Genomic DNA, 16,703 nt, shown 5'->3' on the forward strand with positions numbered 1-16,703 from the left:
AGCCTCTGGTCTCGAACCGTTCATTCGGTGCCATTTTTGATCGCGCCAATCAACATTTCTAAAAGATAAAAACCGTTTGCCTATGAATTTAAGATCGTGCGGGCTGTTCAGAAATTTTGCTGAACGGAGCGGCTTCGAGACCTTTGGCTCGAAGACCGAGAGAAGGTACCGCGCAGCGGCAAGATTTCCAGCCTGTCGCAATAGCACCTGAAACATTGTAACAAGCGAAGCGCGCAGTGAAAAAAGCGAGGAGAGTCGAGAGAGGAAAAGCACTTTCCTCTCTCGTCGGTTTCGGCGCGAAAAGCTGTATGACAACTGTTGTTGAAAAACCGAAACTTTCACTAAACTACTTTAAAAGCCTCTTTTGCAGAGGCTTGCTGCACAGTAGAGCCGCCATTGCAGCGGCCTTTATACAAAGAAAGTTTCCTGCCCTTTTCAAAGGGCAAAAATCAAGCTTCCGGTGCAATCTCCCCGCTCATCTGCGGTGGCTGCTTGCGAAACGCATTAGTGATAAACGCCAGATACCCAAGGCCAATCGCGCCCCAGACTAAGCCTAATGTCATCGAACTCGATTCCAGGTTCAGCCACAGCGCACCGACAGTCAGCGCACCAATCACCGGTAAGACCAGATAGTTGATGTGATCTTTCAGCGTACGGTTACGTTTTTCACGGATGTAGAACTGTGAAATCACCGACAGGTTCACGAAGGTGAACGCCACCAGCGCACCAAAGTTAATCAGCGCAGTTGCCGTCACCAGATCAAAGGTCACCGCAGACATCGCCACAGCGCCGACCAGCAGGACGTTGAACGTCGGGGTACGCCATTTCGGATGCACATAACCGAACAGTTTTTCCGGGAACACGCCATCACGGCCCATCACATACAGCAGACGCGAAACACCGGCGTGCGCCGCCATACCCGATGCCAGAACGGTCACACAGCTGAAGCACAAAATGACGGACTGGAAGAACTTGCCTGCCACATACAGCATGATTTCAGGCTGTGACGCGTCCGGATCTTTAAAGCGCGAAATGTCCGGGAAGTACAGTTGCAGGAAGTAAGACACCACGACGAAGATGATGCCGCCAATCAGCGCGGTCAGGAAAATCGCTTTCGGGATAACTTTACCCGCGTTCGGTGTTTCTTCAGACAACGAACTGATACCGTCGAAGCCCAGGAACGAGAAGCACAGAATGGTTGCCCCGGTGATCATCGGCACCACGTGCGCATTCTCACTGAAGAACGGCTTGGTGGTCGCCAGCGTGCCCATGCCCTCGCCCATGTAAACGCCACGGACTAACAGCCCCAGGAACACCACCATGATCGCCACCTGCACCACAACAATGATGCTGTTCAGGTTGGCAACGACCTTGATGCCGCGCAGGTTGAACGCGGTCATCATGCCGACCAGCGCCACCACGAATATCCATGACGGTACGCCCGGGAAGATGGCTTCCAGGTAAATTTTCGCCAGCAGGATGTTGATCATCGGCATGAACAGGTAGTCCAGCAGTGATGACCAGCCGACCATAAAGCCGACGTGCGGGCTGATGGCTTTTTGCGCGTAAGTATAAGCAGAACCGGCAGACGGGAAACGTTGCACCAGTTTGCCGTAGCTCACGGCAGTAAACAGAACGGCGATCAGCGCGAAGATATACGCGGTCGCGACGTGACCATCGGTCAGGCCGGACACAATGCCGAACGTATCGAAAATGGTCATCGGTTGCAGATAGGCAAGCCCCATCATCACAACCTGAACCAGAGTCAGGGTTTTACGCAGTTGTACACGCTGAGTGGCCGGAGCGGCAGATGCATTAGCAGACATGGTTCAGCCCTCCCTGAATTGCAAACACCGGGCGCTTAAACACCTCTGAAAGCAACGTACAGGGAAAACTTCGTGAGTTATTACCAGTAAACGGGGGAGTGATCTTCACGTCGCTGAACGCGGAGGTGAAGGCTGTGCGAATGTGGCCGCAGCTGAAAGTAGTACCGGCGGGCACCGGTACAGGTTTGAAGTATTGCCCCATATTACATTTCCTCATAGTGGCGACCGTTTTTAATTTGGGATCGCACACGAACCTTGTTATCTATCCGGATCTGGGTCCGGCCTCTGTTGAATTAGTTTGGGTACTGCATATATAAAAAAAATAACCGGCGCCTTTAAGCGTCGGTTATCTGCAGTGCGGCGTATTTTGCACAAATCACGCATAAATGACAACATTCAGACGCGTTGCGTTACAAATTCTTTTCCAGTATTGAACATAATGCGCGGATTCGTTAACCGTGCTACGCGTTGCGGAGCATCCAGTCTATCTCCGTCTCCGTCACGCGCCGTTCAAACTGCAACAACTCGTTCGATTTACAGGTGTGATAAACGTGCGAGAAACGCTCGCCAAGGATTTTTTTCAACGCCGGCTGATCGTCAAAATCATACAGGGCATCGCTCTGGCGGATTGGCAGCGGAATACCTTCCTGTTCCAGACCGTTACCGGTCACTGGTTCTGGCAACGGCAAGTCGTTATCCAGTCCATGCAACATGCCCGCCAGCACGGTGGCGACCACTAAATACGGGTTGGCATCAGCACCGGCCACGCGGTATTCGACACGGTGATCGGCAGTTCCGCCGCAAGGGACACGCAGTGCAACGGTACGATTATTATGGCCCCACGACGCCTGCGTCGGCACATACATGCCCGGCTGGAAGCGGCGGAAGGCATTGACGTTGGGTGCTAATACCGCCATCGAGGCTGGCATTAAAGCAATCATTCCGGCGAGAGAGCGTTTCATCAGCTCAGAATCTTCGCCACCGGCACCGGCAAACAGGTTCTTGCCGTTGTCGTCGAGCACACTGAGATGGATGTGCATCCCGCTGCCCGCATATTCGTCATACGGTTTCGCCATAAAGGTGGCGTCCATATCGTGATTTTCCGCGACCAGTCGCACCAGACGTTTGAGCATCAGGGCGTAATCGCAGGCGCGCAGAATGTTTTCGCTGTGGTGCAGATTGATTTCGAACTGGCCGGGAGAAGATTCCGCCACCGCGCCATCCGCAGGTAATCCCTGAATGTGCGCCAGATGGTCAATGTCACTGAGCACATCGGCAAAGTGATCCAGATTATCGACAGAATAAACCTGAGTATGCATGCTGCGTTCCTGCGTCCCCGGCGTACACGGCGGCTGAATGTAACCTTCCGCATCGCGCTGCCTGTCGAGCAGATAGAACTCCAGCTCTACCGCTACCACCGGGAACAAGCCCCGCTGGCGCAATGTTTGCCAGATATGGTTCAGCACATTGCGTGGTTCAACGTTAAAGGGAGTGCCATCTTCGTCAAGCATAGTCAGAAGCAACTGGCCGATATGTTCAGGGTCGGAAGCCGAGGGCGTCAAGGTGCCGGGAACCGGGATACAGGTGCGGTCGGCTCGCCCAGTTCCTGACCTAATCCGGCTTCTTCCACGACATTACCGAGAATGTCCATGGCGAAAACCGATGCCGGGAAATAACAGCCTTTTTCGAGTTTACGGAGTGCTGAGACGGGAATGCGTTTGCCGCGGAAGGAGCCATTGAGATCGGTGAGCAGGACGTCGACGTGAAGGGTTTGCGGGTGACGCTCCAGGTACTGAGTTACTTCATCCTGGAACGCGCTACTTCGCTCTTCAGCGTGCTTAGCGAGGGGTTCGCTAATCTCTTTCTTGATTTCGTTCATCAGTTCAGTCGCTTGCATAGGTTTTCCGCCATTTGCTGGTTTCCGGCATATCAGGCACCACCATGATGCCAGCCGGTTATCTTTACCGGGTCAATACCCTGTTCAACGCAGTGCTCTCATGTTGTCGCGATCCTCTCGAATGTGCTCAAAATAACGGCCATATGATTAACCCTAGCCTTAACATTAATTATTTGCAACACCTACATTATCGCAACATATCCGTTTGAAAAGCGACCACAGTGCTGCTAAATTGGTCAATAACAGGTCAATATTCTGAGCAGTTTCGTGCGGGGAGGCGCGTGCTGTCAGCAAATTCATCTACTCAACGAGGCGGTATTATGGGCAATATATTTTCCACGACATCCACGGGAAAAGAGACGCGCTACAGACCGGTCATTGGGGTAGTTATGTGTGAGAACACTGTCGATGAAAACCCTGCTCTGACTGTCCATGAAAAATATCTGGACGCCATCTTTAATGCCGATGCCCTTCCCGTCTGTCTTCCGCATGAACTGGCAGCACGCGAAGGCGCGATAGACCAGATTCTGCGCGGTCTGGACGGCATCTTCCTCACCGGCAGCCCCAGCAATATTGAGCCCCATCAGTACGGTGAAGAAGGTGTCGAGGAGCTGGCCGATCCCGGCCGCGACCGCCTGAGTTTGCAGTTAATCCGTGCGACGCTGGAGAAGAAAATCCCGCTGTTCGCCGCCTGCCGTGGATTGCAGGAACTGGTGGTTGCTACCGGCGGCAGTTTGCACCGTAAAGTGCAGGACGTGCCGGGCTATATGGACCACCGCGAAGACTCTTCGTTGCCACATGACGAGCAGTACGCGCTGGTGCATCCGGTGCATATTGAACCCGGTGGCTTACTTTCAGAATTGTTACCCGATTATCAGCAGTTTCAGGTGAACTCCCTTCACGGCCAGGGAGCCAACCGTCTGGGCGACGTACTGACCGTGGAAGCACGCGCACCGGACAATCTGGTGGAAGCCGTGAGTGTCCGCAATCATCCGTTTGCCCTTGGTGTGCAGTGGCATCCGGAATGGCACAGTCTGACGGATCCCGTATCCCGCCAGCTGTTTGAGGCTTTTATCGCTGCCTGTCGCAAAGGCCATCAGGCCCGGAGCGCACGAGAGGAATAAACGGATGAGCGAAGTCAGTCTGGCGCCTGGTCGCCGGCTTTCTGAAATTCGCCAGCAACTCGGTATGTCCCAACGCAAAGCCGCCGAGTTGTCTGGCCTGACCCACAGCGCCATCAGCACCATCGAACAGGACAAAGTCAGCCCCGCCGTCAGTACGTTGCAAAAATTATTGCGGGTTTACGGGCTGTCACTTTCAGAATTTTTCGCCGAGGAACATAAGAGCAACGAGCCGCGGATCGTGATTAATGCGGCGGATTTAATCGAAATTGGCAGCCGAGGCGTGTCCATGCGCATGGTCCACAACGGCACACCGAACCATACCGTCGCCATGTTGCTGGAAACCTATCAACCCGGCAGCACAACCGGCGATAAGATCAAGCATCAGGGCGAGGAAGTCGGCACCCTGTTAGAAGGAGAAATCATCTTAACCGTCAACGGTCAGAGTTACCCGCTGCGTGCGGGGCAAAGTTATGCCATTAACACCGCGAACCCTCACAGCTTTAGTAATATTTCGACGCGGATTTGCAGGATTGTTAGCGCACATACCCCTAATACCTTCTAGTTGTCATCGACTCCGGGCGAGGCAACGGGAACCCAAAGAAGGATGTCACCATGAGTGCTCAAACAGGAAGTCCCCGCGCTGCCGGCGTGCCCCACACCGACAGCTATTATGCCAGCTCCGCCAACAACCATGCGCCGTGGCCGGAACTGACTGACAATATTGAGTGCGATGTCTGTATTGTCGGTGCCGGTTATACCGGCATTTCTTCCGCTTTATATCTGTGCGAAGCCGGTTACGACGTAGTGGTGCTCGAAGCCGCCCGCGTCGGCTGGGGCGCCAGCGGGCGAAACGGCGGACAGGTCGTTAATTCCTACAGCCGCGATATAGATGTGATTGAAGAGCGTTACGGACGTCAGACCGCCGATATGCTCGGCAGCATGATGTTTGAAGGCGCGAATATTATCCGTCAGCGCATCGACCAGTACGCCATCGACTGCGACTATCGCCCCGGCTGTATTTTTGCCGCGCTCAGTGCGCGCCAGCTGACGAAATTGCGCGATCAGCAAAAGTTGTGGAATCGCTATGGTCATACCGAACTGCGGCTGCTGGATGAAACTGCCGTACGCCGCGAGATCGCCACCGACCGTTATGTCGGCGGCCTGCTGGATAAAAACGGCGGTCATCTTCACCCGCTGAATCTGGTGCTGGGCGAGGCCGAAGCGGTGCGCCGTCATGGCGGGCGTATTTTTGAAGGCTCGGCAGTGACGCGTATTGACCACGGCGAACCGGCTTTAGTGCATACCGCGAAAGGTCAGGTAAAAGCCAAATATGTGATTCTGGCGGGCAACGCTTATCTGAGTCAGCAGCTGGCGCCGCGCCTCACGCGCCTCAGCATGCCGTGCGGCTCGCAGATTGTGGCGACGGAACCGCTGTCGGATGACATGGCGTTATCTCTTTTGCCAAATAATTACTGCGTGGAAGACTGTAATTACCTGCTCGATTATTTCCGCCTGACCGCGGACAACCGCATGTTGTACGGCGGCGGCGTGACCTACGGCGGCAAAAATCCGCCGAATATCGATTCGGTGATCTTGCCCAAGCTCAACCGCACCTTCCCGCAGCTAAAAGGCGTGAAGATAGATTACCGCTGGGGCGGCAATTTCCTGCTGACGTTATCGCGCCTGCCGCAGTTTGGCCGGCTGGAAAACAACATCTATTACATGCAGGGAGACAGCGGGCACGGCGTGACGCTGACGCATCTGGCCGGGAAGCTCATCACCGAAATGCTGCGCGGCGACGCCGAACGTTTCGATGCGTTCGCCCGTCTGCCGCACATGCCGTTCTTCGGTGGCCGCAACTTCCAGGTGCCGTTTACCATGCTCGGCGCGGCGTACTATTCGCTGCGCGATCGTTTAGGCGTGTAACCCTGTTCCCCGCAGATTACCTGCGGGGAACAGCGAATATTCAGCCTTTGCCCGCGACCGGAAAGTCACTGTCAGTGCCCACTTCAGGCAACTCATTCAGATCTGGCTCGATCCCCTGCGAAATGTAATCTTTTGCGGCTATCGACTGCTCGTTGCCCGCCGCATCGCGGATCAGCACATGTTTGATCGCCCCGTCTTTCATCACCTCGCGGTGTACACCGGTATATTCACTCATTGTGGTTTCCTTTTTATGAACTGCGCATAGATATCACTCATCTTTAAGCATAGTTTTTTATTCTTAACTGCAACTAATAAAAATCTTAAATGAGCCCAGCAACGCGCTCATTTTCCTGATAAATTAGGGGGATTGTCACTGATGACGACACCGCACGCCCCCGCACCACTCATGCCTTACAAGGAGAACGCTCTTGGACGCCAGCACGATTAATACTCTTTTCTTTATTGGCGCCCTGTTAGTCGCAGCGAGCATTTTGCTCAGTTCGTTCTCTTCTAAGCTTGGCATCCCTATTTTGGTCATTTTCCTCGCCATCGGTATGCTGGCGGGCGTAGACGGAATTGGCGGCATTGCGTTTGATAATTACCCCGCCGCCTATCTGGTCAGTAACCTGGCGCTGGCCGTCATTTTGCTCGACGGCGGGATGCGTACCCGCGCCTCTTCCTTTCGCGTTGCGCTATGGCCCGCACTGTCGCTGGCGACGGTCGGTGTCCTGATTACTGCCGGTCTGACCGGGCTGGCAGCCGCGTGGCTGTTCAATATCAACCTGATGCAGGGTTTGCTGATTGGCGCGATTATCGGCTCAACCGATGCGGCGGCGGTGTTCTCACTTATCGGCGGTAAAGGCCTGAACGAACGTGTCAGCGCCACGCTGGAAATTGAATCCGGCAGCAACGACCCGATGGCGGTATTCCTGACCATCACCCTGATCGACATGATTTCCAAGGGCCAGCACGGACTGAGTCTGATGTTTGTGGTGGATGTAGTGCGCCAGTTCGGCCTCGGCATTGTGTTTGGTGTCGGCGGTGGCTGGTTGCTGCACAAGCTGATTAATAAGATTACGCTGGCGGCCGGGCTGTATCCGTTACTGGCATTCAGCGGCGGTTTGCTGGTTTACGCCGCCACCATGGCGCTGGAAGGCAGCGGCATTCTGGCGGTGTATCTGTGCGGCCTGATGCTCGGCAATATGCCGATCCGCAACCGTCACGGCATTTTGCAGACCTTCGACGGACTGGCGTGGCTCAGCCAGATTGGCATGTTCCTGGTGCTCGGTCTGCTGCTGACGCCGAGCGATCTGCTGCCGATTGCGATCGCGGCGCTGGCGTTGTCACTGTGGATGATCCTGCTGGCACGTCCGCTGTCGGTGTTTGTTAGCCTGATCCCGTTCAAAAACTTTACCCTGCGCGAACGCGTCTTTATTTCGTGGGTCGGCCTGCGTGGCGCGGTGCCTATCATTCTGGCGGTGTTCCCGATGATGGCCGGACTGCCTAACGCCACGCTGTATTTCAACGTCGCGTTCTTTATTGTGCTGGTTTCCCTGCTGCTTCAGGGTACGTCGCTGGGCTTTGCGGCGAAGAAAGCCAAAGTGCTGGTGCCACCGCAGCCGACGCCGGTTTCCCGCGTCGGGCTGGATATCGACGTGTATAACGACTGGGAACAATTTATCTATCAGCTGGGCTCCGACAAATGGTGCGTCGGGGCGGCGCTGCGTGACCTGCAAATGCCAAAAGCGACGCGGATTGCGGCATTATTCCGTGGCAAAGAAATGCTGCATCCGACCGGCAGTACGCGGCTCAAAGAAGGCGATATTCTGTGCGTGATCGGCCAGGAAAAGGATCTGCCGGAACTGGGTAAACTGTTCAGCGACAGCAATAAAGTGGTGCTCGATGACCGCTTCTTCGGTGACTTTATCCTGCAGGCAGATGCGCCGCTGGATGCGATTTCACAGCTTTATGGTCTGAATCTGGAAGAGACGGTGGATCAGTCGCAAACGCTGGGACATTTTGTGATCAGGCTGCTCGGTGGTGAACCGGTTATCGGTGACCATATCGAATGGGACGGGCTGACGTGGACGATCGCAGAAATGGACGGGAATCAGGTGAGTAAGGTCGGCGTGAGGATTGTGACGCAGAAGGCTTGATGATTTAACGCCTTCCCCTCTCACAAGGGGAAGGCGTTAATTGAATTACTGACCAGCCTGCGGGTCTTTATCGTAGTCTGAACAGGACTGATAACCCTTATTCATGACATGACCGGTGTCGTTATAGCTAACGAAGTAGGTCTGAGCTTTGCCATCACGCGGAGCAACCGCATAAGTCTGGCAAGTCCCTTTAGCATGGATAAGCGTGGCTTCAGTCGATGGTGGCCCTGCAATTGCACGAACCTGAGATTTGGTCATACCGACTTTAACGTCGCTGACGACAGGCTCTTTGACGTAGCTTGCTGCGCGATCGTAAGTCTGACACCCTGCCAATACAGAAACAGCTGTAGCAACCACAAGTAACATTTTCTTATTCATAAACTTCTCCTCCTGAGTACTTTTTGTATTGTTAAGCATAGAGGACATAAAGGATTTCGCCAGCCAATATGACTTTTATATGTTGATTGCTACATATTTTAAGTTTTTTCTGATAACCGTCTCCCTCCCGCAACCCTTCTCTCTCAAATCATTTTATGTTTCCAAAAAGAGGATTTTCAGGTTCTTTTGTTCTATACATGAATGAGGTAAGCCATTGATTGCGCGATAAGGAGCCCTGCCTGATGCTGTTGGATCGACGCCGGTTTGTTACTTTGCTGGGCGTGCTCGCCCTGATACCGATGCCACGTATGGCCTTCGCGACTGCCAGAGAGGTTGCTATGGATACACTGCTGATTAATAAACCCGACGGCGGTGTGCCGAATAACGCATTGCCGGTGCTGATTTATCACCGCGTCATTCCCCCCGATACCGTCGATAATGCGGAATACCTCGAACACCTTTTCCGCACCAACGGCTGGCCGCCGCAGTGGCGTTATCCGGTGTATACCTTTACGCATTTTCACTCCAACACTCATGAAGTGCTGGGCGTTTATGCCGGTAGCGCAAAGCTGCAACTCGGCGGCGAGCACGGAAAAATTATTGAGGTAAACGTCGGGGATGTGTTGTTGCTTCCGGCCGGGATCGGCCATAAACAGATTTCAGCCGATGAAGATTTCATGCTGGTCGGCGCGTATCCGCCGGATATGAAAGCTGACCTTTGTCATGACGAACTGCCACAACTGGCAGCACGCACCAAAGCGGTCAATGCCGTGCCGCTGCCCGCCACGGATCCGGTGACCGGACACACTGAAGGCAGCATGCTGGTGTGGCATCAGAAATAAAGGTTGATTACGCCGCCGTCAGGGCAAACCGCGCGACGGCCTTTTCCAGACGCTGCGACTGATCCAGTAACTGCTGGGAAGACGCCGCCGCATGATCGGCCAGTTTGCCGTTTTGCAGCGTAACATGATTCAGTGCGGTGATGCGTTCGGAGACATCGTGAACACTTTGCCCCTGATACAACGTCGCCTCTGAAATCTCACTGACCAGCGCACTCAGGCCGTTGAAGATATGGATAATCTCCTGCAGGCTCTGACTGAGCACCGTCACAGACGCCGAACCGCGGCCAATCTGCTGCACGGAATCATCAATCAGCTGATGGATACCCCGCGTTGAATGGCTGCTCTTTTGCGCCAGCAGGCCGATTTCTTTCGCCACCACCGCAAAGCCACGTCCGTGCTGACCGGCGTGCGCCGCTTCAATCGCCGCATTCAGCGCCAGAATATTGGTCTGGAACGCCACGCTGTCAATCATAGAAACAATACTGCTCATTTCCGAGGACTGGGTGACAATCTCCTTCATCGCCGTGTCCACCTGCCCCATCACTTCCCCGCCTCGGGTCGCTACGCCTTTCGCCTGTTCGGCCTGTCGGGTGGCCTGCCGGGCATGGGCGGCATTTTCTTTCACGCGCTCATTGAGGTGAGTGATGTGTTCGGTGGCAGCTCGCAGTTCCTCGCTTTGAATCGCCGCCTGCGCCGACAATTCCTCGTTGCCTTTTGCCATCTGATCAATGTTCAGCATGATATGCGCCGAGGCGTCACGGACTTCGCTGACCAGTTTTTGCAGGCCGCGCTGCATATTGCGCAGGCTGACGCCCAGCTCACGGACTTCGATCACCCGCGCATTATCGTCTTCGACAACCCGCGATAAATCCCCGGCAGCCAGCACGCTGATGTGCCCGATCATGCGTTGCAGCGGACGGATAATCCACGCAGACACACCGCGCCAGACCAGCACTGCGATCACCGCCAGAATCATCAACGCGCCCATAAACAGGGTTTTCGCCTGCGATAACGCATTCAGCAATCTGTCACTGAGCGACACCGCCGTGTGCTCGTTAACGTCCAGATAAGCATAATATTTTTGGCTGAAGTCATCCTGAAACGCCTGGATCGGCACTTCAAAGAAGGAATCGATATTGTTGTTCTTTTGCAGGCCACCCGCCTGTTCGCGCAGACCGTCATAAAACATCTGGTAGCTGGCTTTCAGCTCCGTCGCGGCCTGATTGCCGTCTTTGGTCATCTTCTGAAACTGCGTGAAGGCTTTCTGCGATGCGGTCAGTGAGCCGAGCGATTCTTCCATCAGGCTGTTCCAGCTGCCGACCGAGCCGGTTTCTTTATCCTGCATGTAATAAATGCCAGCACGGTTGAGTTTGTCACTGGCCATCAGCAATTCCATGCGGGCTTTATCCATCACGGCTTGTTGCTGACGCAAACTTTCGGTGGCGATCACGTTGTTTCGCGCATCCTGAAGGATTTTGGCGAGCACGACGGTGGAGAAAATCTGTAAAGCAGAAAACAGGGCGATAACACAAATTACCCCAAAAAGTATTCCCCGTGGACGTCTGAAGAAAGCAGATCGAAACAATCTGTTGAATGGTATCTTACCAGTAAGTGAACGAGTGGTTAAAATCATGATTATTCTGCATTATTTAAACAGGAAGCAGAATTTTACGCGCGGGAAATGACAGAAATATTTCAATAAATTGTCCGACTTCCGGTAATACCCTAAATAATTGAAGCTGCAGGAGGGCGGCAAGCGATGGGATCCCGATGAGCTTACATAAGTAAGTGATTCGGGTCCCTGAGCGTAGCCAACGCACCTGCAGCTTTAAGTATGACGGGTATTATTTGGGAAAGATCCAGACATGCTGTTCGGGTAGCTTCAGGTGGCAGTGCTGCGGATCTCGCACATCGGTGCCATACGCACGAATGACAAAATCATCGCCCGCCGTGCGGAACAGATATTCCCAGCGATCACCGAGATACATGCTGGTCAGCAACGGTAATTCCAGCTGATTCTCGCCCGGCCCTTCAGCCAGCACCACGCGTTCGACGCGGATCACTGCCGTGCCCTCCTGCCCGGCCTGCACGCCCTCTCCCGCCTGTCCCCACAGCACCCAGCCGCTGCCTTCGATGCGCGCTTTGCCGTCGCGCACTTCGGTGACTTTGCCGTGCAGACGGTTGTTGCTGCCCATAAACTCTGCGGTAAACAGTGTTTTCGGCGAGCCGTACATTTCCTGCGGCGTGCCCTGTTGTTCGATTTTGCCGTTATTGAGCAGCAGAATGCGGTCTGAAATCGCCATCGCTTCGTTCTGGTCGTGCGTCACCATCAGCGCCGACAGCCCCAGTTTGATGATCAGTTCGCGCAGGAACACGCGCGCTTCTTCACGCAATTTGGCGTCGAGGTTCGACAGCGGCTCATCAAGCAAAATTACCGGCGGGTTGTACACCAGCGCACGGCCAATCGCCACGCGCTGTTGCTGACCACCGGAAAGCTGATGCGGATGGCGTTTGCCCAGATGTCCGAGGCCGAGCTGGTTGAGAACATCCTGCACACGCCGGGTGATTTCACCGGCAGAAACTTTGCGCAGTTTCAGCGGATATGCCACGTTCTCGAATACTGTTTTGTGCGGCCACAGGGCGTAAGACTGGAACACCAGCCCGAGGTTGCGCTCTTCGGCCGGAATTTCGCTGCGCGGTGTGCCGTCGTAAACCTTATTTTTGCCGATAACGATGGTGCCTTTGACCGGTTTTTCCAGTCCTGCGACCGCACGCAATAAAGTGGTTTTTCCGCTGCCGGAAGGCCCGAGCAGTGATACCACTTCGCCACGTTTCAGATCCATCGAAACGCCTTTTAACACCGGATTGTCACCGTAGGTTAAGTGCAGATTGTCGACCGATAATTCAATCATGTAATTTGACTCCAAAACGAAGGGCAATACCCAGACCTAAAACCACCAGCAGGATGTTAATAAAGGAGAGCGCGGCCACGATATCAATGGCACCCGCCGCCCACAGGGAAACCAGCATCGAGCCGATGGTTTCCGTACCCGGCGAAAGCAGATACACACCGGTGGAATATTCTCGCTCGAAAATCAGGAACATCAGCAGCCACGAGCCAATCAGACCGTAACGCGACAGCGGAATGGTGACGTGACGGGTGATCTGCCCGCGGGTTGCACCGGTACTGCGCGCCGCTTCTTCCAGTTCCGGCCCGACCTGCAACAGCGTCGAGGAAATCAGCCGCAGACCATACGCCATCCACACCACGGTATAAGCCAGCCAGACGCTAAAAATCGTGCTGCGCAGCGATCGCAGCCAGACCACCAGGTTATCGCGCAGCCACTGCGACCATGGCATACCCGAAAGCCAGCCGGATTTGAGCGCGTTATCCAGCCACATCGGCAGGAACAGGAACACCCACAGGAAGGCCAGACCGGCCAGCAGCCCCGGCACCGCACGCGGCACCAGCACGCTGTAATCGAGGAAACGGGTGACGCCGTCCGGTTTACGGTGCATCGCGATGCCGATAAACAGATAACAGGCCACCGCCAGCGCGCCGCCGATAACACCAATGGCCATGGAGTTGACGATCGCACGCAGCAGGTTCGGTTGTTCCCAGATGGTGCGGAAAGTATTAAGCGACAGTTCGTCCCAGATGGAGACACCGACGCCCCAGTTGGAGATAAACGCTCGCAGCATCACGCCAATCAGCGGAACGCCGATAGTGACAGTCAGCCAGAACGCCACTACGGCACCGGCCACCCAGCGCCATTTGCCGAGCGGCAAGGCACGCGCTTGCGACGCTTTTCCTTTGACCGTGACAAAACGGTTGGCGGTACGCATCAGGCGGCGCTGCAACATGACCAGCGGAATAGTGATACAAATCAGCACCACGGCGACGGCAGCCATCAGATGATAAGACGGCGTGCCGAGTTTGTTGGTCAGCTGATACAGATAGGTCGCCAGCACCATATTGCCTTCCGGGTCGCCGAGCACCAGCATCAGACCGAACACTTCCAGCCCGAGGAAGAACAGCAACACGGTGGCGTACAGAATCGACGGGCGCACCATCGGCAGACTGACCGCAGTCATCACCTGCAACGGCGAAGCACCGGCGGTTCGCGCGGCCTCTTCAACATCCGACCCGACGCTGCGCAGCGCCGAGGAGATATACAGGTACGCGTGCGGAACGTGCGTCAGACCGGCGATCACCACGATGCTCGACATGTCGTAAATGTTCCACGGGACGAACCCAAGAATAGCCTGCGCCCACAGCGAGAAGAACCCGACCGGACCGGCAGCCACCACGTAGCCGAAACCTAATACCATCGGGGAGACGAAAATCGGCACCAGAATCAGCGGTTCAATCACGCGTCTGCCCGGTAAATCCGTACGCACCATCAGGAACGCCAGGATACCGCCGAGCGGAATCGCGATCACCACCAGCCCGAAAGCCAGAATAAAACCGCTTTTCAGTGCTTTGTAGAAATCCGGATCGGTAAAGATGAATCCAAAAGATTCGAGGCTCCATTCTTTTGATGGGGAAAAGAACGGCGCGGAGAGGAAACTTTGTATCACGATGAACGACAACGGAATGTAGATAACCAACGCCGTTATCAACACCACAATGCCGCGCGGCAGGCTCTGCCACTTTCTGCGCAATGCATTCATGTTACTTCCCTTCGGTTAGAAACAAGGAGAGCGAAATCAGGCAGGAAAAAGGAAGCGCGACAGAAAGTGACGCGCTTCGATATGCCACTACTTGGCAGCAGCGGTACGCCATTGTTTGATGTAATCCAGGCGTTTTTTCTGTTGCAGGTATTCCAGCAGGGTTTCATCGACCGGGATTGGCTTGAGCGCATTGCCTAACATTTTGGTCATGCCGTCGATGTCGTTTTTGCCTTCGATATCGTTGCGGATGGACGGAATGTCAGCCTGATTGGCCAGAATGCTCTGCCCTTTCTCTGACAAGACGTAGTCCAGCCACAGTTTGGCAGCATTGCTGTTTTTCGATTCCTGGCTGATGAAAGACACGCGGGAAAGTACCAGGGTGTAATCCTTCGGATAGGAAATCCCCAGCGACGGATCCGTTTTGGCGCGGGCTTCTGCGTAGGAACCCAGGATATTGAAGCCGATCAGGTTTTCGCCGGAAGAAACGCGTTCCATCATGGTGCCGGTGGAAGACTGCACCGCTAAGCCACCTTTGGCGACGTCAGCCAGCGTTTTGAAATAATTCGGATCGGCTTTGAAATCTTGTACCGACAACATGAAGCCGAGACCGGATTTCTCGATATCGTACGTGGTGACTTTTTTGTTGAATTTTTCGGTCTGGCTGGCGATCAGTTTTGCCAGCGCTGCATGTGAATCAGGCACATCACCGGCCGGGATCAGACGCTTATTGTAGATAAACACCACCGGCTCATAGGTCGTACCGTAGGCTTTGTCTTTCCACACCGCCCATTTTGGTAACTGACCCTGTTCAGGGGATTTATATTCCTGCGCGTAGTCTGTCGCCAGTTTCAGCGCGGTATCCATGGAAGAACTCCAGACGACATCACCGCTGGTGCCGCCCGCCGCCTGCTCACTGATATAACGGTTGTACAGTTCGGTGCTGTTCATGTCGTTATATTCGACTTTGATACCCGGATAAGTCGCCTCGAAGCCCTGGATCAGCGGGCCTGCGGCTTTGGTGTCGGTGGTGGAATACACCACAACTTTGCCTTCTTTGGTCGCCGCATCGACGATTTTTTGATAGTCGGCCGGATAGCCCTGAGGTAATGCAGACATTGCAGAGGAAGACATCATTACAGCCACAGCAATCAGAGAGATACGTAATTTATTCGACATTATTGTTAACCTCTAGTTACATTTGGGAAACTAAAAATCAACATAACGCATAACCTCGGACTGGCAATAGGGTAACGTTTTTATCTTCCCAATTTGTGATTCGGGGCGTTTTTTAGGCAATTAACACCATTAAAACCACGGCAAAAAATGCAAAACAGGCCACCTGAATGACCTGTTTTGAGGGGCAGAAAACGGGAGTTATTTAATTCACCGGCAGGTGAAACCAGTGGCTGGTTTGCGGCGCTGGCGGATAAGCAACTTTCCAGGGCACTGAATGCAATGCATGAGGATCCCGCAAACCGCTGGACGGTGCAGACGCTGGCTGAACGGGCGGGTATGTCGCGTTCGGTGTTTTCGCAGAAATTTAAGCAGGCCGTCGGCAGTGCGCCGCTGGAATACCTGACGCGCTGGCGGATGTTGCTGGCCGGAGACCGGCTGGCGAACGGTAAAGAACCGGTATCTGCTGTGGCGTTGTCGCTTGGGTACGAATCAGAAAGCGCGTTCAGTACGGCGTTCAAACGCACATTGGGATGTTCGCCGAGGAAGTACGGGCAGAAAGAAGAATCGGACGTAGAAAATACAGTAAGTGCGGAATGAGTCGAATTTCAGACACAAAAAAAGCCGCTAATTGCTTAGCAGCTTTGATGTGTTGTTTATGGCGGAGGAGGAGAGATTCGAACTCTCGAATGGTTTCCCATCGCCGG

The 16,703-nt window shown here is 54.3% G+C and carries 13 protein-coding genes and 2 pseudogenes; 6 read left to right on the forward strand and 9 right to left on the reverse strand.

What is annotated here, in order from left to right; all coding sequences use genetic code 11:
• The 3 genes and pseudogenes from UC15_RS26130 to UC15_RS25215 all read right to left on the reverse strand — a co-directional run.
• Window positions 1–342: pseudogene (locus UC15_RS26130) on the reverse strand (hypothetical protein); the annotation flags it as partial.
• 107 nt (window positions 343–449) lie between these two features.
• Window positions 450–1,826 (reverse strand): APC family permease, encoded by a 1,377-nt coding sequence (locus tag UC15_RS25205; RefSeq protein ID WP_112291930.1) that lies wholly within the window; start codon window positions 1,824–1,826, stop codon window positions 450–452.
• A gap of 461 nt (window positions 1,827–2,287) precedes the next feature.
• A pseudogene (locus tag UC15_RS25215) lies at window positions 2,288–3,705 on the reverse strand (glutamine synthetase family protein).
• A 338-nt stretch (window positions 3,706–4,043) separates the two neighbouring features.
• Between UC15_RS25215 and puuD the strand changes: the two are divergent.
• From puuD to UC15_RS25230, 3 genes are read left to right on the forward strand one after another with little or no spacing between them, the layout of a single operon-like run.
• Window positions 4,044–4,847, forward strand: coding sequence for a gamma-glutamyl-gamma-aminobutyrate hydrolase (gene puuD, locus UC15_RS25220; RefSeq protein ID WP_112291934.1), 804 nt, complete (start codon window positions 4,044–4,046; stop codon window positions 4,845–4,847).
• Between the two features lie 4 nt (window positions 4,848–4,851).
• Window positions 4,852–5,409 carry an HTH-type transcriptional regulator PuuR gene (puuR, locus tag UC15_RS25225; protein ID WP_112291936.1) on the forward strand — a complete coding sequence of 186 codons (558 nt, stop codon included), beginning with the start codon at window positions 4,852–4,854 and terminating at the stop codon, window positions 5,407–5,409.
• 50 nt (window positions 5,410–5,459) lie between these two features.
• A complete protein-coding gene (locus UC15_RS25230; protein ID WP_112291937.1) occupies window positions 5,460–6,773 on the forward strand; it encodes an FAD-binding oxidoreductase in 1,314 nt (437 codons plus the stop codon).
• A gap of 40 nt (window positions 6,774–6,813) precedes the next feature.
• Here UC15_RS25230 and UC15_RS25235 read toward each other — a convergent pair whose 3' ends face one another.
• Window positions 6,814–7,008 carry a hypothetical protein gene (locus tag UC15_RS25235; protein ID WP_112291939.1) on the reverse strand — a complete coding sequence of 65 codons (195 nt, stop codon included), beginning with the start codon at window positions 7,006–7,008 and terminating at the stop codon, window positions 6,814–6,816.
• A 193-nt stretch (window positions 7,009–7,201) separates the two neighbouring features.
• On the opposite strand from UC15_RS25235, the gene UC15_RS25240 reads away from it, so the two are divergent.
• Window positions 7,202–8,929, forward strand: coding sequence for a potassium/proton antiporter (locus UC15_RS25240; RefSeq protein ID WP_112291941.1), 1,728 nt, complete (start codon window positions 7,202–7,204; stop codon window positions 8,927–8,929).
• A gap of 45 nt (window positions 8,930–8,974) precedes the next feature.
• Here UC15_RS25240 and osmE read toward each other — a convergent pair whose 3' ends face one another.
• Complete coding sequence (gene osmE, locus UC15_RS25245; RefSeq protein WP_112291944.1) at window positions 8,975–9,307, reverse strand: osmotically-inducible lipoprotein OsmE; 333 nt, start codon at window positions 9,305–9,307, stop codon at window positions 8,975–8,977.
• Window positions 9,308–9,549: 242 nt separating this feature from the next.
• Between osmE and UC15_RS25250 the strand changes: the two genes are divergently transcribed.
• The gene (locus tag UC15_RS25250) at window positions 9,550–10,149 is read left to right on the forward strand and encodes a cupin (RefSeq protein ID WP_112291947.1); all 600 of its coding nucleotides are present in this window, start codon (window positions 9,550–9,552) and stop codon (window positions 10,147–10,149) included.
• A 7-nt stretch (window positions 10,150–10,156) separates the two neighbouring features.
• On the opposite strand, the gene UC15_RS25255 is transcribed toward UC15_RS25250, so the two are convergent.
• The 4 genes from UC15_RS25255 to UC15_RS25275 form a co-directional block, all read right to left on the reverse strand.
• Window positions 10,157–11,782 (reverse strand): methyl-accepting chemotaxis protein, encoded by a 1,626-nt coding sequence (locus UC15_RS25255; RefSeq protein ID WP_112291949.1) that lies wholly within the window; start codon window positions 11,780–11,782, stop codon window positions 10,157–10,159.
• Between the two features lie 211 nt (window positions 11,783–11,993).
• On the reverse strand, window positions 11,994–13,061 hold the full coding sequence (locus UC15_RS25265; RefSeq protein ID WP_112291950.1) for an ABC transporter ATP-binding protein: 1,068 nt from the start codon (window positions 13,059–13,061) through the stop codon (window positions 11,994–11,996).
• Window positions 13,054–14,823 carry an iron ABC transporter permease gene (locus UC15_RS25270; protein WP_013574892.1) on the reverse strand — a complete coding sequence of 590 codons (1,770 nt, stop codon included), beginning with the start codon at window positions 14,821–14,823 and terminating at the stop codon, window positions 13,054–13,056. The genes UC15_RS25265 and UC15_RS25270 overlap by 8 nt, the downstream gene beginning before the upstream one ends.
• 87 nt (window positions 14,824–14,910) lie before the next feature.
• Window positions 14,911–15,999 (reverse strand): ABC transporter substrate-binding protein, encoded by a 1,089-nt coding sequence (locus tag UC15_RS25275; protein WP_112291952.1) that lies wholly within the window; start codon window positions 15,997–15,999, stop codon window positions 14,911–14,913.
• 177 nt (window positions 16,000–16,176) lie between these two features.
• On the opposite strand from UC15_RS25275, the gene UC15_RS25280 reads away from it, so the two are divergent.
• Window positions 16,177–16,596 carry an AraC family transcriptional regulator gene (locus UC15_RS25280; protein ID WP_232829996.1) on the forward strand — a complete coding sequence of 140 codons (420 nt, stop codon included), beginning with the start codon at window positions 16,177–16,179 and terminating at the stop codon, window positions 16,594–16,596.
• Window positions 16,597–16,703 lie beyond the last annotated feature (107 nt).

It is taken from the genome of Rahnella sp. AN3-3W3 (assembly GCF_003263545.1).
Classification (GTDB): Bacteria; Pseudomonadota; Gammaproteobacteria; order Enterobacterales; family Enterobacteriaceae; genus Rahnella; species Rahnella variigena.

Coding starts and splice junctions, on each gene's coding strand:
- UC15_RS25205 (WP_112291930.1), bottom strand. CDS start 1,826: ATGTCTGCTAATGCATCTGCCGCTCCGGCCACTCAGCGTGTACAACTG.
- UC15_RS25265 (WP_112291950.1), bottom strand. CDS start 13,061: ATGATTGAATTATCGGTCGACAATCTGCACTTAACCTACGGTGACAAT.
- puuD (WP_112291934.1), top strand. CDS start 4,044: ATGGGCAATATATTTTCCACGACATCCACGGGAAAAGAGACGCGCTAC.
- UC15_RS25250 (WP_112291947.1), top strand. CDS start 9,550: ATGCTGTTGGATCGACGCCGGTTTGTTACTTTGCTGGGCGTGCTCGCC.
- UC15_RS25255 (WP_112291949.1), bottom strand. CDS start 11,782: ATGATTTTAACCACTCGTTCACTTACTGGTAAGATACCATTCAACAGA.
- UC15_RS25275 (WP_112291952.1), bottom strand. CDS start 15,999: ATGTCGAATAAATTACGTATCTCTCTGATTGCTGTGGCTGTAATGATG.
- osmE (WP_112291944.1), bottom strand. CDS start 9,307: ATGAATAAGAAAATGTTACTTGTGGTTGCTACAGCTGTTTCTGTATTG.
- puuR (WP_112291936.1), top strand. CDS start 4,852: ATGAGCGAAGTCAGTCTGGCGCCTGGTCGCCGGCTTTCTGAAATTCGC.
- UC15_RS25230 (WP_112291937.1), top strand. CDS start 5,460: ATGAGTGCTCAAACAGGAAGTCCCCGCGCTGCCGGCGTGCCCCACACC.
- UC15_RS25270 (WP_013574892.1), bottom strand. CDS start 14,823: ATGAATGCATTGCGCAGAAAGTGGCAGAGCCTGCCGCGCGGCATTGTG.
- UC15_RS25235 (WP_112291939.1), bottom strand. CDS start 7,008: ATGAGTGAATATACCGGTGTACACCGCGAGGTGATGAAAGACGGGGCG.